This is a genomic window from Catenuloplanes nepalensis (genome assembly GCF_030811575.1).
GTDB classification, from domain to species: Bacteria; Actinomycetota; Actinomycetes; order Mycobacteriales; family Micromonosporaceae; genus Catenuloplanes; species Catenuloplanes nepalensis.
This window is the reverse complement of sequence record NZ_JAUSRA010000001.1, coordinates 3,000,497-3,025,559: the sequence shown is the minus strand read 5'-3', so window position 1 is coordinate 3,025,559 and position 25,063 is coordinate 3,000,497. Positions and strand designations below refer to the sequence as shown.

The following is a 25,063-nucleotide window of genomic DNA, read 5'->3' as shown; positions in this document are numbered from 1 at the left end:
TGCGGGCATCGACGCACCTCGCTTCGATCGAGGGAGTTCCGCATGTCCGCGATCAGCCGTCGTCTCGTCCTGACCGCCGGAGCGGGCGCCGCCGCCGGCCTGACACTGCCCGGTGCCGCCACCGCCGGTGGGCACGACACCCGGGTGCGGTTCCGGCTCGACGCGCGGACGCTCGACGGCGGCGAGCAGGTCGTCTCCGTCACGCTCGGCACCGGCCGGTTCGGGCCGATCGACCCGGCGAGCCTCACGACCGGCACGTTCGGCGTGCACGCGACCGCGACCAGCCCGCTGCCGAACACGGCCGGGCTCTACGACCTGGACCGCACCGTCACCGAGGTCCGGCTCGACCGGCACGGCGACATCGTGCTCACCCTCGCGCACGGCGAGGGCCTGCCCGGCGGCAACACGCTCGGCTACGTGCTCGACCGCGGGCGGAACGTCCGGCTCAACCTGACGTACACGATCACGCAGCTCGCGCCGGTCCGGCTGCGGCGCGGCCGGCCGGTCACGTTCACGGGCTTCACGCAGGGCCGGCTCGCCGACCCGGAGGTGGACGCGTTCACCCACCACGAGTCCGGGTCCGGCATGAAGTACCGGCTCTACTCCCCCGGCCGCCCCGGGCCCCGGCCGCTGATCGTGTGGCTGCACGGCGGCGGCGAGGGCGCGTCCCTGCCGGACGGCTACTACGACAACGAGACCCAGCTGCGCGCGAACCGCGGCGCGCTCGGCTTCGCCACGCCCGAAGCCCAGAAGATCTTCTCCGGCGCGTACGTGGTGGCGCCGCAGAGCACATCGTTCTGGATGGAGGACGGCGACCGGTTCGCGCCGCTGATCCGCGAGATCGTTGACGAGGTCGCCCGCCTGCACCCGGTCGACCGCTCCCGCCTCCACGTCGTCGGCGCCAGCAACGGCGGCTACATGAGCCTCAAGATGACCACGGTCTATCGCGACCTCTTCGCCTCCTCCGTCCCGATCTGCGGTGTGGTCATGCCCCTCGGCGGCACCGGCGCGCCGCCACTGATCCCGGACGCGGAGCTGACCGCGATCACCACCCCCACGTGGCTGGTCACCTCGATGGACGACCCCACGGTCCCGCCGGTGCCGAACACCGTGCACGCCGCCGACCTGATCCCCGGCTCCCGGCGCACCCTCTACGACCAGGTCGTCTGGAACGGCTACCGCTTCAACGGCCACTGGTCCTGGATCTACGTCGCCCGCAACGACCCGAGCATCGACGGCACCCGCATCTGGCAGTGGATGTCCCACCAGCGCCGCCGCCCCTGACACGCCGCTGGGATGCCCACCTGATCACCCGGCGGCACTGCCCCTGACACGCCGCCGGTTCCCACGCACGTCTGCGTCGGCATGATCGACAACCACCTCCGGCCACCCGGCAACGCCGCTACGACCGACATACCGCCGACCGATCACCCGCCCCGACGGCGATACGACCGATATTTCCCCCACCGAGCGCCCGGCGGCACCGACACGGCTGACAAAACGTTATGCGGAGCATCTGCCGGCACGCCGCTGACTGCTCGCCGACGCCGCAACCAGTGGACTATCTGCTTTACTGAGCCTTCGCCGTCAGGGTGAGCGTCGCTCCGCGGCGACGAACCCCGATAACCCGAAATTTCGGGCGTGCAGCGCCCGGACGGCCAGCGCCGCTCGAACCTCGACTCTGAAAGCTCAGTGGATAGCGTGGACAGCGCCGCTGACTGATCACCCACGCTCGGAGACGCCGCAACCAGTGGACTATCTGCTCAGTCCACGTGGTCGGCGTGCTGGTCCGTGGTCATGGGCGCCAGCCGGTCGCCCAGAGGGCGGCGGCCGGGGCGAACAGCGGTGACGGCAGGTGGTCGAGGTCGGGCCACCAGCGCCACTCGTCGGCCTTGTCCGGCTCGCGGACCTCGGGCTCGCCGGCCGCCTCGACCAGGTGGTGCAGCGTCACGTAGTGCAGGCCGCTCTCCGGGAAAAGGTCGCTGGTCCAGGCGATCTCGGCGATCCGGCCGGCCCGCAGGCCGGTCTCCTCGTGCAGCTCCCGCGCGACGGTTGCGGCCGGGTCCTCGCCGGCATCGACCTTCCCACCGGGGAACGCCCAGGTCCCGGGCCCGTGTGCGCCCCGCCGCCGGCCGAGCAGGATCGCACCGCCGCGCACCACGACGGCGCTGACTCCGACGAACGGCCCTCGATACGATGTGGACATCCTGCGATCATGACGCGATGAGACGATGGACGCGGATAGCGGGGGTCGTGGCGACCGGGAAAGTCATGCCGATGGCGTTGGTCGGCTTCGGCACGGCGATGCTGACCTTCATCACGGTCAGGCTGGTCACCGGCCCCACCTTCAGCCCGGCCGCGCTGATCGTCTACCCCTTCATGGGCCTGTGGCTCACGATCGCCGGACGGCTGGCCGCCATCGGCCTCTATGTGAGCCCGTCCGGCGTGCGCATCCGGCGACTGCTGAGGACGCACACCGTCGAGTGGTCCCGCATCGGCATGTTCATCAGCGCCCCCGGCGTGGTGCTCGGTGGCGAGGGCGCCCGGCACGCCATCTGGCTCCATCTGACCGACGGCTCCCGCCTCCAGACCCCGATCCACCACAACACCCCGGGCCTGGCCGTCGCCGTCTACCGCCACGACATCATGCTGCCGCCAACCCGTTACGACGCGATCCTCGCCGACCTCCGCCAGCGCCTCCAGGCACGGGCCTGAGCCCCGCTGGACACCCTTTCCGAATTCTGTCGAGCGGTTGAGGAGAATACGACACTACGAGGCCTATTCAGCGCAGCGAACCGGCACCGCGTTGCCGCAGGCCGCGCGGACTGAAGAGGGCGGCACTGAATAAGCCTCGTAACTGGATAGGTAGTCCGGGCGGCAGCGAGGTCCGATGTAGAGGCTGGTAGGTTCATGGGTCGTGTCTGACCTGCCGTCGCCGTCGTATGACGATCTCCTTGCGGAGAACGTGGTGTTGCGGGCGATGGTGGCGGACGTGACGGCTCGGCTGGAGCAGGCGATGGGCCGGATCGCGGAGCTTGAGGCTCGGTTGAAGCAGTCGTCGTCGAACTCGTCGAAGCCTCCCTCGTCGGACGGGTTGGCGAAGCCGTCGCCGAAGTCGTTGCGGCCGCGGTCGGGTCAGGGTCCGGGACGGCCGAAAGGCCAAGACGGGGTCACTTTGCAACGCTTCGCGGATGCGGATGTGGTCCGGCACGTGCCCGCGGTGTGCGGCGGGTGCGGGGATAGCCTGGCCGGCGCGGACGAGGTCGATATGTTCTGGCGGCAGGTGGTCGATGTGCCACCGGTGACACCGCAGGTGACCGAGCATCAGATGATCACCGTCAAATGCCGGTGTGGGCACCACACCACCGCGCCCGCACCACCGGAAGCGACGGCACCGATGGTGTACGGGCCTCGGCTGGCCGGGATCGGGGTGTATCTGCTGCACGGGCAGTTCCTGTCGGTGTCGCGGACCGCCGCCGCGCTCAAGGACCTGTTCGGGGCGCCGGTCGCCGCCGGCACGGTGGCCGGCTGGGTGAAACGCACCGCGCTGGGCATCATCGACACGGTGTTACCGGTGATCGCTGGGCGGATCATCAACGCACCGGTCGCGAATTTCGACGAGACCGGGATGCGGGTCGCCGGCCGCCTGGCGTGGCTGCACTCGGCGTCCACTCCCACGGATGTGCTCCTCGCGGTGCACACCACACGCGGCACGAAAGCGATGGACGCGATCGGGGTGCTGCCGACGTTCACCGGGGTCGCGGTGCACGACGCGTGGGCGCCGTACGACACCTACACGCACATGAGCCACGCCCTGTGCAACGCGCACGCGTTGCGTGAGCTGATCTACGTCACCGACACCGCTACCGGTCCGGTCGCCGAGCACGCCGAGCAGGCGGCCACCGCGCTGCGCCGGCTGAACCGGCTCACCGCCGACGCCACCGAGCGGATCCCCGACCCGGAGAAGCTCGCCTTCTACCAGCACGTCCTGCACAGCGCAGTCGTCCTCGGCGTCGCGGCCACCGCCACGCGGGCCAGCAAACTCGAACGCAAATACCACGCCCTGTTCGTCCGGCTCCGCAACCGCCGCGACGACTACCTGCGCTTCGTCACCGACCCCGCCGTCCCGTTTGACAACAACCGGGCGGAGCAGACGATCCGTATGCCGAAACTACGTGTCAAGGTCTCCGGCAGCATGCGCACCACGACCGGCGCCGAACACTTCGCCGCGATCCGCAGCTACACCGCCACCGCCGCCCGGCAAGGCATCGACACCCTCGACGCCCTCATCCAGGCCACCACCGGCAACCCCTGGATCCCCACCCCGGCCTGACCGGCAACCACCACCGGCCCGTCACGTGGCCCGGGGCCGCCGCGTGCCCAAATCAGCCACCTATCCAGTCACTAAGCCTCTACGTTGCAGTGATCGCCTTTCGTGACCGATTTTTCAGCTCACCGGGTCCTTCCGTATTCCGTTTCTCCAGCCCATGAGGCTTATTCAGCGCAGCGAACCGGTACCGTGTTGCCGCAGGCCGCGCGGGCTGACGAGGGCGGCGCTGAATAGGCCTCCATGGTGCCGACTTCCCGGCCATCGTCCACATGGGCGCAGGTGACACGCCGATGGAATCGCACCAGATGACGCAGAGGCCCTATGTTGCAAATAGCGCATCTCTTCAGGGAAATTACCGCGCTTCGGGGCAGCGATGACGGTCGCCTTATGAAATGCTGTTCTCGTGCGACAGTTGCAGTTGTTCACGAGGACGGAATTGGCCGGGATGCGGGACCGGACCGCGTCTCGTCACTATTCTGCCGCTGGTGAAGAGTTCCGCCGGGAGCATCAACGGCACCGCGCCTGGGGAAAGCGTCACGGCCACATCCATCGCCTGCGCGAGCTGCGCGGCTGTTCATACGCCGAAGCGGCCGCAGTGGTGGACGGCGTTCACCGCGCGATCCCGCCACAAGCTCCACAGCCCACCCCGCGATCCGGGACACAGCCCACCCCGCCGCCAGAAACACAGCCCGCCTCGCCGCCCGAAACGCAGCCCGCCTCGCCGCTCGGAACAGGGCCCGGAACACAGCCCGGAATGTGCGCCGTGCCGCCGCACGTCACACCACCATCGGCGCCATACGCGTCGGACACGCAGGACACGCCTGACTTCTTCCCCGCGCAGGACACGCCAGCAGTGCCCGGCGCTCAGGACGTGAGCCCCGCTTCCGACCGACGAGGATTGCTCGACACGCAGCAGACGCGGGCACCGGCGGCCACACATGAACTTCTGGACGCTCAGGCAACTGCGGCCACGCAGGACACTCTGGACGCTCAGGAAGACCCGGCGTCGTCGCCGCGCCGCGCGGCTTGCTCGCGGCGCCGTCGTCCGCGAACCGCGTCCCCACCGCTGCCGGCCCGGCACGGCTCACGTGCGATTCGAACGGGCCCGCAGCTCCGTCGTGCAGCCGCCGCATCGGGAGAAGTCCCGCTGCGCGGTCCGCCTGCCGGACCGTAACGCCTGTCGTCAGGTCTGCGGCGCGCCGACCTGCCACTCGCCGGCGCCACGCCGCGCCCCAAGGGAAAGGCCTGGCTCGCCGTCCTTGGACGGCTCACTTCCGCTTCTCCGGGGCGACGTCACCCGGCAGATACCCGCGCGAGGGGCACACCGCGCAAGGGCGCTTCCTTAGCGGCAAATCCAGCCAAGATGATCTACATTCCCGCAGGTCGGCGAGGCATCGGGCGCCCACAGGAAGCGCCATTGGGCACACCGCGCGCTGCGAAGAAGCATTTCGCGATCAATGAGGGTGTCCGACCAGGAATTGACGACTGACGGTGGTTATGTGGTGCGTCCGTGCTCTGTGTGGAGGATGACCAGTGCGGCGGCGACGATTTTCCCGATCCGCCATGGGTTGAGGCGATGTTGCGAGGGTTGTTCAGCACGTTACGCGCTGACGGCCCTGGCCTGCGGCGATGCGGCTTCGGCTTGCCCGCTGAATAAGCCTCTGCGTAGGGCTCGGAAGGTTATCTTGAGCAGGGCGTTTCCGCGTTCACCGACGGCGCGCAGGCTGTTGTGGCCTTGTTGAACTGCTGCTGGACCAGCAGCAGTCCGCCGTTCTTCGGTCTCTTGAACGCGACCGTGACCGTGTCGGCCAGGCCTTCGTAGCCGAGGTCTCCGAGGGTGCGCAGGTCATCGCCGGCCTCGGTGAGGGCGGGGGCGTGCGCACCGACCGCCTTACCTGCGGTAACGCGGCGTCACTTCGCCGCGCTGAATAGGCCTCATCGGCCGCGATTCCGCACGGCCGGACTGCGAATTCGCTGGGCGGATCCTGCCAACCGCGGTTCGCGAGAGGTCCTCTCCCGACGAATGACCCGGCGCGACGATCAGCCGGCCGGGTTGCGGTCGAATGTGGCGGATGCCGCGGTCGCGGTTTCAGAGGCGTGCGGTTTCCGGGTGACGGCGCCGGGTTTCTGTAATTGAGTGCCAGGGAACCGCGGCCCGCGGGAGCACTCGGAAAGCGGCCAAGCCGGAAGCGGGAAAATCGGGACAGGGAGGCTTATTCAGGGCGGCGAGCCAACGCCGCGTTGCCGCAGGCCGGGCCGCCTGACGAGGGCGACCCTGAATAAGCCTCATGGAGGCTTATTCAGCGGCGCGAGCCGACGCCGCATCGCCGCAGCCCAGCGCTGTCGGCGCGCAACGCGCTGAATACCCCCGGAGGCTTATTCAGCGCGGCGACCTCACGCCGCGTTGCCGCAGGCCAGCGCCGTCGGGGGGCAGCGCGCTGAATAACTCTCATGGAGGCTTATTCAGCGCGGCGACCTCACGCCGCGTTGCCGCAGGCCAGCGCAATGGCGCTTCCTTTGGGCGCCCGATGCCTCGCCGACCTGCGGGAATGTAGATCATCTTGGCTGGATCTTGCCGCTAAGGAAGCGCCCTTGGCAGGCCAGCGCCGTCGGGGGCAGCGCGCTGAATAACCTTCATGGAGGCTTATTCAGCGCGGCGACCTCACGCCGCGTTGCCGCAGGCCAGCGCCGTCGGGGGCAGCGCGCTGAATAACCCTCATGGGAAGGGCCCCGGCGGCAGATGCCGCCGGGGCCCCGTGGAAAGCACTTACAGGACCGGTTCGATCCAGATGTTGCGGTACTGGACCTTGTTGCCGTGGTCCTGGAGGCGGATGGCGCCGGTGGACGGGCCCTCCGGGATGTTGCCGCCGGTGCCGGCCGGGATGGCCACGTTGTCGTGGACCTTCTTGCCGTTCCAGACGAGGGTGACCCGGGCGTTCTCGGTCTTGACGCCGGCCGCGTCGTAGCGGGCCGCGCGGAACGTGATGTCGTAGGTCTGCCACGTCTCCGGGGCGGTGGCCGCGTTCACGTCCGGCGCCTTGTGCAGGTAGATCGAGCCGGCCTCGTTGTTGTTCAGCGTGGGGTCGCCGAACGAGTCGAGGATCTGGATCTCGTAGCGTTCCTGCTGGTAGACGCCGCTGTTGCCGCGGTTCTGGCCGGTGACGTCCGGCGGGAGCAGCGGCACCTTGAACTCGACGTGCAGCTTGTAGTCGCCGTAGGCGTCCTTTGTCCGCAGGTCACCGCAGCACACCTCGGTCGCCTTGTCCCCCACCAGAGGCCACTGCGCACGTCGCCCGTCGGTGTGCAGCCAGTCGTCCAGCGAACCGCCGTCGAAGAGCGTGATGCGCTTGCCCCACTCGCGGACGCTGATCAGGTCGAGGTTGACGTGGCCGGTGTCCAGTGCGTCCACCCGGTACTGGATGGTGTTCGCGCCCTTGCGCAGGTTGAGTTTCTCGGTGACGGTCGCCCATTCCTCCCACGTGACCGTGGACGGAAGCGACACCTGCTTCACCTTGCGCCCGTTGACGTGGACGCTGACCGTCTTGGTGCCGCTGAACGGGTCGGGCCCGTTGGAGTAGCGCAGCCCGACCGCGTAGTCGCCGGCCCTGTCCACGTTGACGTGCATGGTGGTGGACGCGTTGAGCTTGCCGAAGCCCGCCGCGAAACCGACGCCGGAGTATCCACGATGGTCGGTCGCCAGCGACGCGCCGCCCTCGCGGTTGCCCTCCTCGGCCTCGTAGAAGACCTGCTGCGCCTTCTTTCCGGGCAGCTCGTTCATCGTGTACCACGCCTCGGTGCTCCACAGCGTCTCGCCGTCGCGGGCCGCGAAGGGACGCGGCGAGCGCAGGTGGACGACGCGGTCGCGGCGCAGGCCGGGCACGGTCAGCGTGACGGTCTTCCGGTCGGAGGAGACCTTCGCCGCGGTCACGGGCAGCGTCTCCGTGTCGACCTCGGGCCCGCCGTACTGCTCGGTCGGCACGTAGCGCCACTGCTCCAGCTGGTACGCCGTGGGCAGCTTCGCGATCGTGGCGTCGGACAGCGGCTCGGTGTACTCGATCTTGAAGCCGCCCTCGACCGCCTTCATCGTCTTCATGTCGAAGACCGACACGTTGTTCGGCGTGAGCTTCTGCAGGCCGAAGCGGAGCTTGCCCTCCTGGCCCCAGTTGCCGTCCGCGCCCAGCCCGCCGACGTAGATCGCGCCGTCCGGGCCGACCGACACGCGGTTGATGCCGGCCTCGAGGCCCTGCGTGTGCCGGAAGATCGCGCCCTGCTCCACGCCGTTGACCGTCTCCAGCGCGGCCCGCTGCAGTCCACCGTAGGTGACATCACCGATCAAGAGCTGGCCACGGTACGTCCCGGAGTCCAGCAGCACCGGCGTGCTCGGCGAGTTGCCGATCTGGTTCTGCGGTATCCACAGCACCGGGCGGGTCGGCGCCTTCGCGTCGAACGGGCCGTCCGGGTTCGTGTAGTGGTTGTAGAACGCGCCGTTCTGAATCTTGATCAGCTTCGACGACGGCAGCCAGCCACCCTGGTTGTCGGTCACGTAGATGGAGTTGTTCGGCCCCCAGCCGATGCCGTTCGGCGTGCGCAGCCCGCCGGCCACAGTGGTGACCTCGCCGCTCCTGCGGTCGACCACGATGTGCGTGCCGCGCCCGCCGACCGGCTGCGGGTCCGTGGTCGCGCCGCCGTAGTTGATCGACACGGAGAGGTTGAGGTAGAACTTCCCGTTCCGGTACAGCAGGCCGAACGCGAACTCGTGGAAGTTCCCGCCGAACGGCCACGTGGCCACGGTCCGCCGGGTGTCCAGGATGTCGTCCTTATTCGTGTCGCGCAGCTCGGTCAGCTCGTGCTTCTGCGACACGTAGACCATGCCGTCGACCACGGCCACGCCCATCGGCTCCTTGAGCCCGTCGGCGATCTTCTTGTACTTCACGCTGCCCGGGCCGGTCTTGCCGGTCACGTTCTCGACCAGGTAGACCTCGCCCGCGACCTTGTCCGAGTCACCCCAGGTGGTGATCACCATCTTCTTGTCCGGTCGCCACGCGATGCCGCTGACCTGCGGCTCGAAGCCCGGCGGGCGCAGGTCGGTGAGCGTGTAACCGGGGTTGACCCCGGCCAGCGGCAGGCCGTCACCGGGCGTGTCCGTGCCGGAGACGCACTCCTTGCGGCCCGGCGCGGTCACCCGCACCACGCCCGCGTCCGTGGTCAGCGCGCTGTTCGGCACGGGCGCGAAGTCACCGGCGCCGGGGGTCCGCCAGGCGAGCCGCAGCTCCTGCCCGCCGTCCCGCTCGAAGTGCTCGATCCGGAGCGCGTGCACGCCCGCCGTCAGGTCGACCGTGCCCTCCTTCGGCGGATCGACGCCGTGCAGCCCGTCGTGGTCGATGACGAGCTTGTCGTCGATGAACAGCTTCGAGCCGTCGTCGCTGATCAACCGGAACGTGTAGGCGCCGGCCGAGGGCGCGGTCAGGTTCGCGATCGCGTGCGTGACGAAGTTGGACGCGAGCCCGAAGTCGGCGTCGGTGGACCAGTCGATCGTGGGCATCAGTTTGTCCACGTTGGGCGTCTGCCCGGGCTTGAGCTCGCAGACCTTGCTGAGCGGCACCCCGATGTCATAGGTCCGGAGCGTCACCCCCGGCTCCTGCGGCGGCGGGTCGACGGCGAACGCCGGTGTCGGCGTCGCCACCAGTGCGGTAGCGATCAGGGCGGCCACGGACAGACGTCTCATCTGCGCTCCCCGGTTACGGGTGTGAGTCAGGGCTGTGAACATCCTGAAGTACTTCCGTCAGTACGTCTATATCTTTCGATCCACGGGATTCAACTTTTTCCCGGCACGTGCGAAAGTGTGGCCAAACAGGACGGAAAGCGGCGCGTCAGGTGCTCTCGTCTGGGATTTCGGCGATTCAGACCCGGGGGCTCACGAGTCACCCCCGGGACTCCGCTCTGATCAGCCCGCCCGCTCGGACATGACGGGCGCGGACCGGCGGCGGGGTGTCCACCAGTTCGCGTCGCCGAGCAGCGTCATCACGGCCGGTACCAGCAGGCCGCGGATCACGGTCGCGTCGACCGCGATCGCCACGGCCAGGCCGAGGCCCATCATCTTGATCACCGGTTCGTCGCTGAGCACGAAGCTGGCGAAGACGCACACCATGATGAGCGCGGCCGACGTGATCACCACGCCGGTCTCGGCCAGCCCGTCCCGGACCGCGCGGCGGTTGTCCCGGGTCCGGTCCCAGGACTCGCGGACCGCGGTGAGCAGGAAGACCTCGTAGTCCATGGACAGGCCGAAGAGCAGGGCGAACAGCATCATCGGTACGTACGCCTCGATCGGCACCGGGCCGTCCAGCCCGATCAGCCGCGCGCCCCACCCCCACTGGAACACCGCGGTCAGCGCGCCGTAGGCCGCGGCCACCGAGAGCAGGTTCATCAGCGCCGCCTTCGCCGCGACCACCGGCGCCCGGAACGCGACCAGCACCAGTAGGCCGCTGAGCAGCACCACGACCACGATCACCAGCGGCATCCGGTCGCCGACCCGGGTGGCCAGCTCGCCGCGGACCGCGGTCTGCCCGGTGACCGACACCTCCGCGCCGGTCACGTCGAGCGCGGCGAGCCGGCCGGCGGTGTCCAGGGTGTCCGGGTCGGACGGTGCGGTGTCCGGGATGACGCGCACGGACGCGACCGCGCCGTCCGGGGCGAGACGGGCGGGGTGTGCCCGGGCCACGCCGGGCACCTTCGCGGCTGCGCCGGTCAACGCCGCGAGCCGGGGATCGCCTGGGCCGGTGGCCGCGGGGCGCAGCTCGGCGACCAGGGTGAGCGGGCCGTTGATGCCGGGGCCGAACGCCGCCGCCATCGCGTCGTACCCGGCGCGCTCGGCCGAGTCGGCGGACCGGTCACCGGCATCGGTCTGGCCGAGCGTCATCGCCAGCGTCGGCGCGGCCAACACGAGCAGCAGCAGGCCGCTGGACAGCGCGTACCGCCAGGGGCGGCGGATCACCCGGTCGGCCAGCCGGCCCCACGCGGACGGGCGGCCAGGCCGGGCCGAGCGCACCGGCAGCGCGTCGATGCGGGGGCCGAGCAGCGTGAGCAGCGCAGGCAGCAGCGTGGTGGCGGACGCGACAGCGACCAGCACGACCAGACCGGACGTCCAGCCGAGCGTGGTCAGGATGGGTACGCCGGCCACGCCCAGCCCGCACAGCGCCACCACCACGGTCGCGCCGGCGAAGACGACCGCACTACCGGACGACGCCACCGTCCCCACCACCGCGTGCCGGACGTCGTGGCCGCGGGCCAGCAGCGATCGGTACCGGGTGATCAGGAACAGCGCGTAGTCGATGCCGACGCCGAGCCCGATCATCGTGCCGAGCGTCGTCGCCACCGACGGTATGCCGGTCAGGTGGCCGGCCAGGCCGATCGCGCCGATCCCGATGACCAGCACGATGACGGCGGTGACCAGCGGCAGCGTGGCCGCGACCAGGCCGCCGAACGCGACCACGAGCACGGCCAGCGCGACCACCACGCCGATCGCCTCGCTGTGCCCGGTGCCGTTCCCCGCCCGGGACAGCGCGCCGCCGGGCAGCGTCTCCAGGCCGGGCGTCTCGGCCGCGTCCAGCACCTCGTCGGTCATCTCCCGGGTCAGCTCCTGCGGGCCGACGTCCAGCGTCACGTCGACGTAGCCGGTGCGGCCGTCCGTGCCGAGCACCGGCTCGCCGACCGAGGCGACGTGCGTGACGTCGCCGATCCGGGCCGTGGTCCGCGCGATCTCGGCGGCGGTGGCCGGCTCGTCCAGGCGCGGGCCGGACGAGCGCAGGATGACCTGGCCGTTCGCGTTCCCGGCGCCGTCGAAGTGCGCCTCCAGCAGGTCGCGGCCGTGCTGGCCGGCGCTACCGGGCAGCGTGGCGTCCTCGTCGACCGGCCGCCCGAACGCCAGCACGAGCGCGGCGACGGTCACGGCGAGCAGCAGCCACGCGGCGATCACCGGCCACGGGTGGCGGGTGGTGAAGCGCCCGCACCGGGTCATCACCCGGTGCATCGCGCCGCTCTCGATCGTGCTCATCCGTCCGTACCCCCACAGGTGTCGTTTGTGATCTTCTGGTCGGCGCCGGGGCCGAGATCGATGCCGGTGCCGGCGACCACGAGACGCAGGCCGCCGACGGTCGCGGAGATCCGCAGATAGGTGAAGCCGACCGGGAGCGCGGGCAGCGGGACCGTGCGCGCCCCGGCCAGGCCGTCCGGCAACCGGGACGCGGGCACGCGCAGGCCGAGACCGGTCAGCTCGACCTCGCCCGGCGTGATCGTCAGCTGGTTCCCGTCGACGGCCAGGTCCGCGTACACGGTGACGGGCATGGTGACGCCCCGGACCGGCACCGACGTGGTGATCGTGAGCCGGTCGCTGTCTCCGCCGAGCCGCGCACCGGCGAAAGCGGCACCGGCCGTCCCGGGCAGGCCCGCGTAGGGCAGCACCGCGCTCGCGGTCAGCGTGTCCGCGGACGTGCCGCGCAGCCCGCGCGCCCGCACGTCGACGTCGCTCAGCGTCACGTCACGCACGGTCACGGTCTGCGCGTGCAGGCGGACGTCGCCTACCGTGCCACGCGCCAGCTGGGTCAGGAACGGGAAGCCGTGGATCGTCACGTCCACGTCACCGGTGATCCCGGCCGCGCAGCTCAGCCGCGCGGCCAGCCGGTTCTCGGCCAGCGCGACCGCGGCTCGGTCGGCCGCGACCGGCACGGCCAGCGCCGCCACGCCCACGACCGCGAGCACGGTCCGCAAAGGTTTTCCAGGCACCGCGACATGCCACCAGCCGGGCATGCCGGACCGATGCGAAAAGGATGAGAGTCGGTTAGGAGATCAGCGCGGCAGCGTGAACCAGACGGTGGCGCCGTCGACGCCGATGTCGCCGCCGTGCGCGCGCACCACCTCGGCCACGATCGCCAGCCCCAGCCCGGCGCCGTCGCCCGCGGAACGCGCGGTGCCGCCTCGCCAGAACCGGTCGAACGCGTGCGCGGCCGCGTCCGCGTCCAGGCCCGGCCCGTCGTCGGTGACCGCGACCCGCACCCGGGCCGCCTCGTCCGTGACCGTGACCCGCGCGGCCGTGCCCGGTGGCGTGTGCACGCGCACGTTCCCGAGCAGGTTCGCCAGCACCCGGCGCAGCGGATCCTCGTCGCCGCTGACCACGCAGCGCTCCGGCGCGTCCACGGTCAGCGGCCGGTCCTGGTCCAGCGCGCCCGCGTCCGCGACCGCGTCCCGGGCCAGCGCGGCCACGTCGACCGGGCCGCGCCGAACGGGCGGCTCCGCGTCCAGCCGGGCCAGGTAGAGCAGCGACGAGACCATCGCGCTCATCCGGTTCGCCTCCTGCTCCAGCCGGTGCAGCACGTCCGGCCGGTCGTTCAGATCGACCACGCCGGTACGGATCAGCTGCAGATAGCCGCGGACCGCGGTCACCGGCGTGCGCAGCTCGTGTGACGCGTCCGCGACGAAGTCCCGCACCCGCCGCTCCGAACGCTCCCGCGCGGCCAGCGCCGCCTGGATCCGGGACAGCATGCCGTTGACCGCGCCGGTCAACCGCCCCACCTCGGTCAGCGGCCCGTGCGGCGGCTCCGGGACGCGCCGGTCGAGGTGACCGTCGGCCAGCGCGGTGGCGGCCGCGGCGATCTCGTTCAGCGGGCGCAGCCGACGGATCAGCAGCCACCGGGCGAACGCGGTCAGCACGGCCAGCGCCACCAGCGACGTGACCGCCGCGATCGCGACCAGCCGCCCCACGGTGTCACCGGCCCGGTCCAGCGGCAGCGCGACCAGGATCGTCAGCCCCCGGTCCCGCACCACCACCGCCCGGAACCCGTCGACGTTCTGCGGGCCGGTCGCGTCCAGGTCGGCGCGGTCGAGCAGCGGGCGAGTCGGCAGCGGGACCGTCCCCACCATCCGCAGCGTGCCGATCCGGTCGCCGCGGACCTCGATCAGATATTCCGTGACCGAGACGATCTCCTGGACGGTCCGCGGGCGCTGCTCCGGCGGGAGCACGTCCAGCCGGTAGCGATGCCGGGCCAGCTCCACCGCGGCCAGCAGCTGGTCGTCGGTGCGGTCGATCAGGTAGGAGCGCAGCATCACCGCGGCCGTGCCGGTCACGATCAGCAGGCCGAGCGCGGTCAGCCCGGTCATCGCCAGCAGCAGCGACCGGCGCAGCGTCACGGCCGGGCCGCCCGTAACGCGTAGCCGAATCCGCGGTGCGTGACCAGCAGCGGCGGCCCGAGCGGATCCAGCTTGCGCCGCAGATAGCCGACGTAGGTGTCGACCACGTTCGAGCCTGCGCCCAGGTCGTACTCCCAGACCGCGCGATAGATCTGCGCCCGGGACAGCACCCGGCCCGGATTCTCCAGGAAGAAGCGCAGCAGCCGCAGCTCGGTCGGGGACAGCGCCACGGCCCGCCCGGCGCGGCGCACCTCGAGCGTGTCCCGGTTCAGCTCCAGATCGGCGTAGCGCAGCGCCCGGTCCGGCTCCGGTGGCGCGGTCCGGGTGCGGCGCAGCACCGCGCGGACCCGGGCCAGCAGCACGTCCATGTCGAACGGCTTCGTGATCCAGTCGTCGCCGCCGTAGGCCAGACCGGCGACCTCGTCCGCCCGGGCGTCCCGCGCGGTCAGGAACACGATCGCGGCGTCCGACCCGGCCGCGCGCAGCCGCCGGCACACGTCCATGCCGTCGCCGTCCGGCAGCATCACGTCCAGCAGGATCAGGTCGGGCCGGTGCGTCGTGGCCGCGTCGACCGCGCCGGCCGCGGTCGTCGCCGCGTGCACGGCGAAACCGTGGAACTCCAGCACGGTACGCAGCAGGTCCACCAGGTTCGGCGCGTCGTCGACGACGAGGATGCGGGCGGTCATGGTGCCCGCATGACATCACGTTCGCATGTGAACCGGATGAGAGATCGGCCCATTGCCGTCGATGTCCCCACATTCTTCAATGTCACATGCGGACGAGGACGCCGCCGACCGGGCACGGCAGGGGCTGCGCGCCTGGGTGCGCAACGTCGGCCGCTCGATCCGTCCGCCGCCCTCGGCGCGGTCTACCGGATCCTGGTCCCCGCGGAGGCCGCCGCCGGCCACGAGCCCCCGGCCGGTTGCCCGTGACCGGGCTGACCGGCTACGGCGCCGGTGTGGGCTCGGCGGGGTGGCTGGAGGCGTTGTAGGCCTCCTTCGCGGCGAGGACGGCCGGCTGGAGGTGCTCGGGGCTGACGCCGTGCACGTTCAGCGGTGGGTGCAGGCGCCAGACCAGCTCGGCCTCGACCGGCTCCGGATCCGGATCCTCGGCCCAGGTCAGGCGCAGGTGCGTGTGCATCCACGCGGTCAGCCGCACCTCGTGCTCCGGCACCAGGACGACGCGGTCGGTCCACATCGTGCGGTAGCCGTCGGCCAGGAGCAGCCCGGCCAGCGTGCGGCGCAGCGTCGAGCTGCCGGAACGCCGCAGGTGGTTGCGCAGGATCCGGCCGCGCAGGTTGCCGGCCCGGCCGACGTACAGCAGCCGCAGCGACGGGTCCTTCTCGTTCGCCGGACCCGGCAGATCGGGCAGAACCGAGGGCGCCGCCCACCAGGCGTAGACGCCGCTGCCCCGGCTGAGCTGCTTGCCCGCGACATCGAGCCGGAGCGGCGGGCCGGACAGCAGCCGCAGCGCGTCCTCCGTCCGTTCCTCGTCGGTCAGGAAATCATCGTCGTGCGTACCGGGAGTAGTCATCGAGACCATGCTAGGGCGTGCCCTGCGGTCCTCGCCGGGCGCCGACCCGGGTGACACATCTGCTTAACTTCGATCATGACTGTCCTACGCACCGACCGCCTCACCCTGCACCCGGTGGACACCGGCGAGGGGGAGCGGATCGCGGCCCGAGCCCCGGCCGACACCGACAGCTGGGCCGCGGACTTCCCGTTCGACGGTGACGTCTTCGCGGTCACGGCCTTCCTCAGGGCGACCGCCGAGCACGGCGAGCAGCGGCCCTTCGGGTACTACCGGATCACGCGAACCTCTGACGGGCTCGCGATCGGCGGCATCGGGTTCAAGGGACGGCCCCGGGACGGGCGCGCCGAGGTGGGCTACGGGCTCGCGCCGGCGGCGCGCGGACACGGCTACGCCGCCGAGGCCCTCGCCGCCCTGGTCACCGTGGCCGCCGACCACGGCCTCACCCACGTCGCCGCCGACACCGACGCCGGCAACATCGCGTCCCGGCGCACCCTCGAACGCGCGGGCTTCACCCGGGTCGGACCGGATCACCGGTACGAGCTCGCCCTCGCGTAGACATGTCGCCTCAGGGCTGGAAGGACCATTCGACCGTGACGGTCGCGGACAGCTGCTGGCGGCCCGGCTCGATCGGGACGGCCGAGTCCGCGGCCAGGCCGTAGTTCGGGGCCGAGCCGTGGAGGACCGGGCTGTCCTCACTCACCCGGACCACGCGGCCGAGCGAACGGCCGGCCTGCCGGGCATACAGCTCGGCCTTGCCGCGGGCGTCCGTGAAGGCCTTCTCCCGCGCCCGGTCGAGCAGCGGCGCCGGATCCGCGATCGAGAACGACACGCCGTTCAGCCGCGCCGCGTCGCCGCCGGCCGCGACGGCCGCGGACATGAGCACCCCGGCGCCCGGCAGGTCCCGGATCGTCGCGGTGAGCCCCTGACCCGCGGTGTAGCCGGTCACGTCCTTGCCCTCGCCGACCTTCGCGGCCACCGTGACGTCCGAGGTCTGCAGGTCGGCTTTTGCCACGCCGCCGCGCACGAGCGCGTCCCGCACCCTGGTCGCCGCCGCGTTCGCGCCGTCCAGCGCCGCCGCGACCGTGGCCGCGCTCGTCTCCACCGCGAGGTTCGCGGTGAGCACATCGGGCTCTCCGAACACCGCACCGGTCCCGGTCACCACCACGCCCTCCCGCACGTGCCCGACGGCATCGGGCGCCGCAGACGCCGGACCACCGGCGAACAACAAAGACGAGAACACGACAAGCATCGCCGGTACGGCCCGAAAGCTACGTGAGTTAGTCACTTTTACACCCTTGTAGGTAGATTTACCCTATCTAACGTCACCATTCGCGTCCGAGCGTGGATTTCACCGCATCCGATCGCGAGCCGGGCGTTCGTCACGGCACACCGGCACTGACCACGCCCCGCTCACTCGGCCGCGTCGTCGGCCGGGTGCAGCGTGCCGGGCAACCGGTGGAGAGGTGTCCGTCATCGTGGCCCGGGACAGATGCGCGCGGGTCACCAGTCGTGCATCGAGCCGTCGAGGCGTCGCGCGACCGGCAGATACTTCGCGTCGTACGGGAAGCGCGCGGCCACCTCGTCGTCGTACTCCATGCCCAGACCGGGCTCGTCCGACGGGTGCAGCATGCCGCTCTCCAGACGGGGGGTGCCGCGGAACACCTCGTACGTCTCCGCGGTGTGGCCCATGTGCTCCTGGATGCCGAAGTTCGGCACGGAGATGTCCACGTGAACGGCCGCGGCCACGGTCACCGGCGACAGATCGGTGGCGCCGTGCGAGCCGGTCCGCACACCGTAGAGCGCGGCCAGGTCGAAGATGCGGCGCAGGTGCGTGATGCCGCCCGCGTGCACGACCGTGGTCCGCACGTAGTCGATGAGCTGCTCGGTGATCAGCCCCTGCACGTCCCAGATCGAGTTGAGCACCTCGCCGGTCGCGATCGGCGTGGTGGTGTGCTGCCGGATCAGCCGGAACGCCTCCTGATTCTCGGCCGGCGTCGGGTCCTCCATCCAGAACAGCCGCAGCTCCTCCACGCTCTTCCCGAAGCGCGCCGCCTCGATCGGGGTGAGCCGGTGGTGCACGTCGTGCAGCAGATGGAAGCCGAACCCGAACCGCTCGCGCACCTCGGCCAGGTAGCCGGGCGCGAAGTCGAGGTACGCCTCGGTGCTCCAGGCCTGCTCGTCCGGCAGGTGCGTGGCCGCGGGCTCGTAGAGCTGCCCCTTGCGCACGCCGTAACTGCCGCTCAGCCCGGGCACCGCGGCCTGCGCGCGGATGGCGTGGAAGCCCTGCTCCTGATAGCGGGCCACGTCGTCGAGCAGCTCCTCGACGTCGGTGCCGCTGGCGTGGCCGTAGACCAGCACGCCGTCCCGGGAGCGCCCGCCGAGCAGCTGGTAGACCGGCAGCCCGGCGACCTTGCCCTTGATGTCCCAGAGCGCCACGTCCACGGCCGCGATCGCGGTCATCGTGACCGGGCCACGCCGCCAATAGGCACCCTTGTAGAGGTATTGCCAGGTGTCCTCGATGCGCGCGGGGTCGCGGCCGATCAGCAGTGGCGCGAGGTGATCCTCCAGGTAGGAGGCGACGGCCAGCTCACGCCCGTTGAGCGTGGCGTCGCCGAGACCGGTCACGCCGTCCGAGGTGGTGATGCGCAGCGTGACGAAGTTGCGGCCCGGCGAGGTGACCAGAACCTCGGCCCGTTCGATCGTCGCCACCGGATCACTCCCCCGTCACGCACTTGTAATCAGGTACTTGTATACAAGTGCCGGTCGACCGGAAAGTCAAGAGGCCGGTCCACCTATGCTGGGGTTCGTGGCGAGCGACGGGCGCAAACGGACGAACCGGCAGACGGTCTACGCGACGCTGCGCCGGAAGGTCCTCACCATGGAGCTGCCGCCCGGCGCCGCGCTCAGCGAGAACGAGCTCGCCGCCGCGCTCGGCGTCAGCCGCACGCCGGTCCGGGAGAGCCTGATCCTCCTCGCCGAGGAAGGCCTGGTGCAGGTGTTCCCGCAGATCGGCTCGTTCGTCTCGCGCGTCGACCCGGTCCGCGTGGCGGATGCCCAGTTCATCCGCGAGGCGGTCGAACTGACCGCGCTCGACGACCTGCCCGCCGTATTGGACGCCGCTGTGCTCGCGGACCTGGAGGACAACCTGCGCCGCCAGGACCACCCCGGCATCACGGTCGAGGACTTCTTCACGCTCGACGAGGAATTCCACCACGGGCTGCTGCGGCTGAGCGGGCACGGCGCCGCGTGGGCCACGGTCAGCGCGGCCAAGGGCCACCTCGACCGGGCCCGCCGCCTCGGCCTGCACGACGCCACCCCGCCCGCGGTCAACGCCACGCAGCACCACGCCATCCTCGACGCGGTCCGCCGCCGCGACCTGACCGCCGCGCGCGACGCCATGCGCCTCCACCTGCGCGCGGTCTTCGCCGACGTCGAACGCATCCGCGACCGCTCCCCCGAACTCTTCGCCTCCAACGGCACCGGCACCCCGGTCCGCCGCAACATCGTCGTCTGGGACTGAGTCGGACTGAGTCGGCCGGCGGCGTGACGCGGCTCTCCGCCGACGATGCTCACACCGACGGCTCCGCGGCCGATCAACCGCGCACGAGTCCATCGCGATCAGCTCGGCGGTGCTGTTCCTACTGGTCGTGTGCCGAATGGGCGGCCTGGTCGCGGGTCCAGGGCCAGGCGGCGCAGCTACGCGCGCTCGCTCACAACGACCAGCTGACCGGCCTGCCCAACCGGCGGGCCTGGGGACCTCGAGCTGAGCCGGGAGATGGCCAAGGCGGTGCGCAGCGGCGCACCCGTGGCGGTCGCGCTGCTCGACCTCGACCACGTCAAGCGGTACAACGACACGTACGGGCACCCGGCCGGCGACCGCCTGCTCAAGGAGGCCGCGGCGGCCTGGCGCGAGCGGCTGCGGCCCGGCGACCTGCTGGCCCGGTACGGCGGCGAGGAGTTCGGCGTGCTGCTGCCGGGCGTCACGGCGGACGAGGCGGCGGTCCTGCTCGACCGGATGCGCACGGTCACTCGGTCAGGCCGGCCGGCGCACGGCGGCGCAGCCGCGGGACGGTCGGCGGCGGACGGCCTTGGTCGCCCGGCAGGGGCGATCTGCCTTCTTGTTGGTACTGGACTCAGCCACCCACTGACGTGCAGGGAGGAGCCCCTGGCGACGACCGGTGCCCGCGGGAGCATGCGGACAGGGCCACGCCGGAAGCGGGAAATCGCCTCTATGGTCTTGATCCTGAGCGGCCGGGATCGTCATTCGTCGAATGGTGCGGCCATCAGCACGTCCTCCACGGTAGGCAGCGCGAAGCCGGGCACGTGCCGGCGGCCGACCTCGGCGAAATAGTGCATCATCACGCCGGCCGGCTTTCCGGCACACAGCGCCGTCATCGTGTCCAGCGCGTCCCTCTTGAAGCCGAGCCGAGGAAAGGCCGAGATGATGTCGCCGAGCGCGCCGTCCGGCAGGCGCTCCAGGCCGACGCCGGCGAAGTCGAGCCCGGAACCGAGCGCCACGATCGCGATCTCCGGACGCTTGCGCACTGCGATGCCGATCGACGTGTGCAGCGCGATCGCGTCCCACACCACGTCGACGATCTCGGCCGGCGCACCCCGCCCGGCGAGGAAGTCGCGGGCCGCGTCCGCACCGTCGACCTCGAACCATTCCGCCGGCGACCAGAACGACTCCAGCAGGCCGAGATCGTGCAGCAAACAGCCGGCGAACGCGATCTCCTCGTCGAATGCGGTGCCGGCCTGCCGCAGTTGCATCGCGCCGAACAGATATGTGCGCATCACGTGATTGACCATCACCGCCGGCATGGTCTCGCGTGCGAACGCCATTACCTCACGGGCCATCCGTGTCCGCGGAATGCGAATACCGGCCACCTCACCGATCTGATCCATGCCGGAAACCCTAGGCCGATCGGCTTCCCCGGAACGCCGGGAATCCGGACAGAAAACGACGGTTTCCCGCCCGGAACGCTTTCGACCGCGTTCTCTGACGCTGCGGCCGGAGACCCTGCCCGCGAGAAGGTCGCGGGCCCGGTCCGCACGCTAATCCGGGGTGGCCCGGAACCGGGCGTCGAGGACGAGCGGGGCCAAGCGGCGCCGGGGTGGGTAGCGGGTGAGGAGCACCGCGGCGGTGACGGTGAGCATCCAGATCGGCGTGTGGGTGCCGGGCACCGCCATGACGGCCATCAGCGGGCCGCAGACGCCGGCGCAGGCCAGGCCGTGCCGGGTGCCGAAGTGGAGGGCTCCGCGGGCCGCGCGCCAGCCGGCCGGCGGCAGCGGGATCGTCCGGTGGCAGGCGCGCAGGCAGGCCCGGCGGGCCGGGAGCAGCTGCCACAACGCGGCCAGCGCGATCAGCGTGACCAGCAGCGGCAGGCGGGGGAGCCGGGCGAAGACCGGGATGAGGAGCGCGCCGAGAAGAGCCCAGACCGTGACGTACCCGGTCAGGAAGAAGGTCATCGCGCGGAAGCGGCGGCGGCGCAGGCTGTTGACCGCGACGTGCCGGACGGCCGGCAGCACGACCGGGACCATCATGGCCACGCACATCAGGACCCAGGCGAGCAGCGGCGGCGGCGTCGCATGGTGGGCGGCGGCGGGCTGGGACAGCAGGACCGCCCAGGCGAGAAGCGAGAGCAGCATCGCCGGCCAGTGGGGATGGCGCCGGGCCACGCGCGCGGCCCGGAGCCGAACATCGGTCATCGGTAGAAGATGCTGACGCGGCCGATGGTGACCGGGGCGGACCGGGCCTCGATCGTGGCGTTCGCGATCGCGGCGTCCGCGGACGCGCGCACGTCCGGCGGAACCTCGACCGTGACCGGCCGGAACGAGACCGCGGCGCCCTGGTCGCTCCACTCCCCCCGGTCGCGCAGGCCGGCGACCCAGTCGGAGATGTCGAACGTGCGCCGGAAGCCGTGCGGGCCCTCGCCGGACCGGCCGGTGAAGTGCTCGATGCCGAAGAACGACACGTTGCCCACGTGGTACGGCACCGCGTCGGGCGTGCCGATCGGCCGCACGTACACCTCGTAGACGGTCGCGGGTGAACGCTCGGCCTCGACGTCCTCCAGGTTCAGCAGCACCTGGGCCGGGGTCGCCGCGCGGCGGGTGGCGACGGTCGGCTCGTCGATCGGGACCTCGACGCGAGCCGGGTCGCCGGTCAGCGTGATCGGGCGGTCGGACGCGCCGACGAACTCGGGCTCACCGTCGGATCGAGCACTCATGATCGGCTCCTGCGTCGGGCGTGCGCCGGGTGCGACGCCGTCCTGATAGACGTACCCCAGGTTCGGCGCGGTGTCGACCACCCGCGCGTTCGAGATGGTCACCGGGTTGCCGTCCGTGTCGGAGGGCCGCCACGACTGGTTGCGCCAGCCGGCGTCGGCCGGGTCGGTGCGGCCGACGCCGAACGCCGGCCACGACGACCGACGACGTCGGCCACCCCGCCCCCGGTGAGATCCGCGTTGCATCTGCCCCCCGCACTCGTGGACGAACTCGCCTTCAGCATCTGCCGGTGCGAAGTCGTTGGTGCGTGTCGAGTCCCTGATCGGACATGATTCCGTTGGCCTCACATCCGGGCCGGCACGACCGAACAGGTCGGCATGAGGGCACGCCTGCTGACCGCGGCCGCGCTCGGCGCGGGGCTGCAGGTGGCGCTGATCGTCACCGGCTTCGCGCAGCCGCTGCTGATCACGGTCAACGCGCTGGCGGTCGTGGTCGCCACGGCCGCGCTGTGGACGCTGGGCCGGCGTGCGGTCCGGGCGCGTGGGCGGGAACGCCTCGCCTGGGGCATCGTGGCGGTCGCGATGCTGCTGTGGCTGCCCGCGACCGAGCTGAACCTGCGGGTCGCGCTGACCGGCGTGTCCGAGGAGCCCGGCCCGCACCTGCTGCTCGGCACCGGCGGAGCCGGGCTGGTGCTGCTCTGCCTGCTCGTCGGCCCGGGCACGTCGCCGGCCCGGCAGGACCGGCTGCGTCTGACGCTGGACAGCGCGATGGCCGCGGCCGCGCTGTTCGTACCGGCGTGGGCCTTCCTGCTGCGCCCCGCCTCCGAGCAGCTGGGCCGGTCCGTCACCACGATGATCTCGGTCGTGGTCTGCACACAGATCGCCGCGCTCGCGTTCGCGCTGATGCTGCTCTCCCGGCACCGTGGCACGAACGCGTTCACGCTGCTCGCGGCCGCGTCCGCGGTGTCCGGCGCGGCCTCGGTCACGTACTGCGCGCTGATCGTGCACGACCGCACGTCCGGGCTGGCCGCGGTGGCCGCGCTGAGCACGCTCGCCGCGTTCATGCTGATCGCGATGACCTGGTACCCGATGCCGGGAACCGCACCGCGGACCGGCGCCGCGACCGGCCTGTCCGCGACGCTGCCGTACCTGCCGGTCCTGGGCGCGTTCACGGTCATGGTGGCGCTGCGCCGCTACGGCGGCTTCGACAACGTGGTCTTCGCCGCGATGTGCGTGGTGTTCGGCCTGGTACTGCTGCGCCAGGCGGTGGCGCTGCACAGCATCACGCTGCTGCTGGCCGAGGTCGAGGAGAAACGCGCCGAACTGCAGCACCAGACCACTCACGACCAACTCACCGGCCTCACCAACCGCTCCTACCTCTACGAGCGCGCGGCCGGCTGGGGACGCGCCCCGGTCTCGCTGCTGCTGCTCGACCTGGACGGCTTCAAGGAGATCAACGACCGGTTCGGCCACGCCGCCGGCGACGACGTGATGGTCGAGGTCGCGGGCGTGCTCACCGCGCTCGTCCCACCGCACCACACGGTCGCCCGCCTCGGCGGCGACGAGTTCGCTGTCATCCTGGAGCCGTCCCCGCCCCCGGCCGAGGCCGCCGCGTTCGGCGAACGCCTGATCGCCGCGATCACCGCCAAGGGCCGCGTCGGCGCCAGCCTCGGCCTCGCCTACGAACCCACCGGCCGCACCACGCTCGGCATGCTCCTCAGCGACGCCGACGCCGCCCTCCACAAGGCCAAAGCCGCCGGAAAGGGCCGGGTCGCCCTCAACCCCCGCGCACTCCCCTGAAGACCAAATTCGATCTTCCCACTTCCGGCGCGGCTGAGTCCCGAGTGCTCCCGCGGGCACCGGTCGTCGCTGGCGCTCCTCCCTGCCATTCCCGCGGCCGGTCACCACAACCCCCACCGCCCCCAAAGCGACAGGCAGCGCCTCCGGCCCCCCGTGCAGCCCATGCCACACCCGCCGCTCACTCCGACAGCTTCCCTCCGCCGAAATCGGCCGGACCAGCCCAGGCACTTCGTCATGCCGCGCCCGCCACTCCCTCCGACTGCTTCGCTCCGCTGAGGGCGGGCGGCAACTCCGCTGAGGGCGGCAACTCCGCTGACAGCGGGCGGCAACTCCGCTGACAGCGGGCGCCAGCTCCGCTGAGGGCGGCACCTCCGCTGACAGCGGGCGCCAGCTCCGCTGAGGGCGGCAACTCCGCTGCGGGCGGCAACTCCGCTGACAGCGGGGGATCTGGTCGGGCACGCTGTGCCCGAAATTTGCCGATAAAAGCGGTAGCCGCTCCGATCCGCCGCGCCAGAAGACACCACCACGCCAGTCTTGGCGCCTGAGTGATCAATCAGTGGAGCAAAAGATAGGTCAACTAGCGAAGTTGACCTATCTTTTGCTCCACTGATTGATCACTCAGGGCTGAGGCGCCCCAGGATGCGGTGACATTTCGGACGCGGCCCCCGGAAGCAACCCCGGGACGGCGGACATCACCGCCACAGACCCCGGAAGGACCATTGAGTGATGCGTGGGGTAGATCAACTTCGCGCGTCGATCTACCCCACGCATCACTCAATGAACTTTCCCAGCCGCCAAGCACTGGGCAGGCGATCGCCACGGCGACGTAGCGCAAAAAGATTCGGGCGGCGTGGTCTCGCGCTACGGACAGCCGGCCAGCACAAGGGACCGAGCAAAAGGCGACATAGCATGAAATTTCGGGTGACGTGGTTTCGCTGCGGACACGCGAGCCAGACACGCGAGCCAGACGCGAGCCAGACGCGCGGGCCGGACACGG

The 25,063-nt window shown here is 71.0% G+C and carries 19 protein-coding genes; 7 read left to right on the top strand and 12 right to left on the bottom strand.

The features are described from left to right. Positions 1-42 precede the first annotated feature (42 nt). Positions 43-1,284 carry a prolyl oligopeptidase family serine peptidase gene (locus J2S43_RS12810; protein ID WP_306829175.1) on the top strand — a complete coding sequence of 414 codons (1,242 nt, stop codon included), beginning with the start codon at positions 43-45 and terminating at the stop codon, positions 1,282-1,284. Between the two features lie 511 nt (positions 1,285-1,795). Here the strand turns inward: J2S43_RS12810 and J2S43_RS12805 are convergent. Further along, on the bottom strand, positions 1,796-2,206 hold the full coding sequence (locus J2S43_RS12805) for a nucleotide triphosphate diphosphatase NUDT15 (protein ID WP_306829174.1): 411 nt from the start codon (positions 2,204-2,206) through the stop codon (positions 1,796-1,798). Between the two features lie 17 nt (positions 2,207-2,223). Here J2S43_RS12805 and J2S43_RS12800 point away from each other — a divergent pair, with 17 nt between their 5' ends. Further along, complete coding sequence (locus J2S43_RS12800; protein WP_306829173.1) at positions 2,224-2,715, top strand: hypothetical protein; 492 nt, start codon at positions 2,224-2,226, stop codon at positions 2,713-2,715. A gap of 202 nt (positions 2,716-2,917) precedes the next feature. Beyond that, positions 2,918-4,333 carry an IS66 family transposase gene (gene tnpC, locus J2S43_RS12795; protein ID WP_306827493.1) on the top strand — a complete coding sequence of 472 codons (1,416 nt, stop codon included), beginning with the start codon at positions 2,918-2,920 and terminating at the stop codon, positions 4,331-4,333. A gap of 2,764 nt (positions 4,334-7,097) precedes the next feature. Here the strand turns inward: tnpC and J2S43_RS12785 are convergent. The 6 genes from J2S43_RS12785 to J2S43_RS12760 form a co-directional block, all read right to left on the bottom strand. Beyond that, the gene (locus J2S43_RS12785) at positions 7,098-10,055 is read right to left on the bottom strand and encodes a 3-keto-alpha-glucoside-1,2-lyase-like domain-containing protein (RefSeq protein WP_306829172.1); all 2,958 of its coding nucleotides are present in this window, start codon (positions 10,053-10,055) and stop codon (positions 7,098-7,100) included. A gap of 219 nt (positions 10,056-10,274) precedes the next feature. Continuing rightward, positions 10,275-12,380 carry an MMPL family transporter gene (locus J2S43_RS12780; RefSeq protein WP_306829171.1) on the bottom strand — a complete coding sequence of 702 codons (2,106 nt, stop codon included), beginning with the start codon at positions 12,378-12,380 and terminating at the stop codon, positions 10,275-10,277. Continuing rightward, the gene (locus J2S43_RS12775) at positions 12,377-13,108 is read right to left on the bottom strand and encodes an LmeA family phospholipid-binding protein (RefSeq protein WP_306829170.1); all 732 of its coding nucleotides are present in this window, start codon (positions 13,106-13,108) and stop codon (positions 12,377-12,379) included. Before J2S43_RS12775 ends, J2S43_RS12780 begins: the two co-directional genes overlap by 4 nt. Before the next feature lie 63 nt (positions 13,109-13,171). Then, positions 13,172-14,509 (bottom strand): sensor histidine kinase, encoded by a 1,338-nt coding sequence (locus J2S43_RS12770; protein WP_306829169.1) that lies wholly within the window; start codon positions 14,507-14,509, stop codon positions 13,172-13,174. Further along, a complete protein-coding gene (locus J2S43_RS12765; RefSeq protein WP_306829168.1) occupies positions 14,506-15,195 on the bottom strand; it encodes a response regulator transcription factor in 690 nt (229 codons plus the stop codon). Before J2S43_RS12765 ends, J2S43_RS12770 begins: the two co-directional genes overlap by 4 nt. A 259-nt stretch (positions 15,196-15,454) precedes the next feature. Further along, positions 15,455-16,042, bottom strand: coding sequence for a GIY-YIG nuclease family protein (locus J2S43_RS12760; protein WP_306829167.1), 588 nt, complete (start codon positions 16,040-16,042; stop codon positions 15,455-15,457). Positions 16,043-16,117: 75 nt separating this feature from the next. On the opposite strand from J2S43_RS12760, the gene J2S43_RS12755 reads away from it, so the two are divergent. Continuing rightward, positions 16,118-16,597 (top strand): GNAT family N-acetyltransferase, encoded by a 480-nt coding sequence (locus J2S43_RS12755; RefSeq protein ID WP_306829165.1) that lies wholly within the window; start codon positions 16,118-16,120, stop codon positions 16,595-16,597. A gap of 10 nt (positions 16,598-16,607) precedes the next feature. Here J2S43_RS12755 and J2S43_RS12750 read toward each other — a convergent pair whose 3' ends face one another. Further along, positions 16,608-17,219, bottom strand: coding sequence for an SIMPL domain-containing protein (locus J2S43_RS12750; protein ID WP_306829164.1), 612 nt, complete (start codon positions 17,217-17,219; stop codon positions 16,608-16,610). Positions 17,220-17,542: 323 nt separating this feature from the next. After that, entirely contained in the window at positions 17,543-18,751 is a 1,209-nt protein-coding gene (gene manD / locus J2S43_RS12745; RefSeq protein ID WP_306829163.1) for a D-mannonate dehydratase ManD, read from the bottom strand. A gap of 97 nt (positions 18,752-18,848) precedes the next feature. Here manD and J2S43_RS12740 point away from each other — a divergent pair, with 97 nt between their 5' ends. Together J2S43_RS12740 and J2S43_RS12735 are read left to right on the top strand one after the other, a co-directional pair. Next, positions 18,849-19,562: a GntR family transcriptional regulator gene (locus J2S43_RS12740; protein ID WP_306829162.1), complete on the top strand. Its 714-nt coding sequence runs from the start codon at positions 18,849-18,851 to the stop codon at positions 19,560-19,562. A gap of 243 nt (positions 19,563-19,805) precedes the next feature. Then, positions 19,806-20,393 carry a GGDEF domain-containing protein gene (locus J2S43_RS12735; RefSeq protein WP_370881756.1) on the top strand — a complete coding sequence of 196 codons (588 nt, stop codon included), beginning with the start codon at positions 19,806-19,808 and terminating at the stop codon, positions 20,391-20,393. Here J2S43_RS12735 and J2S43_RS12730 read toward each other — a convergent pair. The 3 genes from J2S43_RS12730 to J2S43_RS12720 all read right to left on the bottom strand — a co-directional run bounded on the left by J2S43_RS12730 (position 20,303) and on the right by J2S43_RS12720 (position 22,512). Beyond that, on the bottom strand, positions 20,303-20,947 hold the full coding sequence (locus tag J2S43_RS12730) for an HD domain-containing protein (RefSeq protein WP_306829159.1): 645 nt from the start codon (positions 20,945-20,947) through the stop codon (positions 20,303-20,305). The genes J2S43_RS12735 and J2S43_RS12730 overlap by 91 nt on opposite strands. 150 nt (positions 20,948-21,097) lie before the next feature. Beyond that, positions 21,098-21,751: a DUF2182 domain-containing protein gene (locus tag J2S43_RS12725; RefSeq protein ID WP_306829158.1), complete on the bottom strand. Its 654-nt coding sequence runs from the start codon at positions 21,749-21,751 to the stop codon at positions 21,098-21,100. Next, a complete protein-coding gene (locus J2S43_RS12720) occupies positions 21,748-22,512 on the bottom strand; it encodes a DUF7868 domain-containing protein (RefSeq protein ID WP_306829157.1) in 765 nt (254 codons plus the stop codon). The genes J2S43_RS12725 and J2S43_RS12720 overlap by 4 nt, the downstream gene beginning before the upstream one ends. A gap of 132 nt (positions 22,513-22,644) precedes the next feature. Here J2S43_RS12720 and J2S43_RS12715 point away from each other — a divergent pair, with 132 nt between their 5' ends. Further along, positions 22,645-24,066, top strand: a complete 1,422-nt coding sequence (locus J2S43_RS12715) for a GGDEF domain-containing protein (protein ID WP_306829156.1) — start codon at positions 22,645-22,647, stop codon at positions 24,064-24,066. The last annotated feature ends 997 nt before the right edge of the window (positions 24,067-25,063 follow it).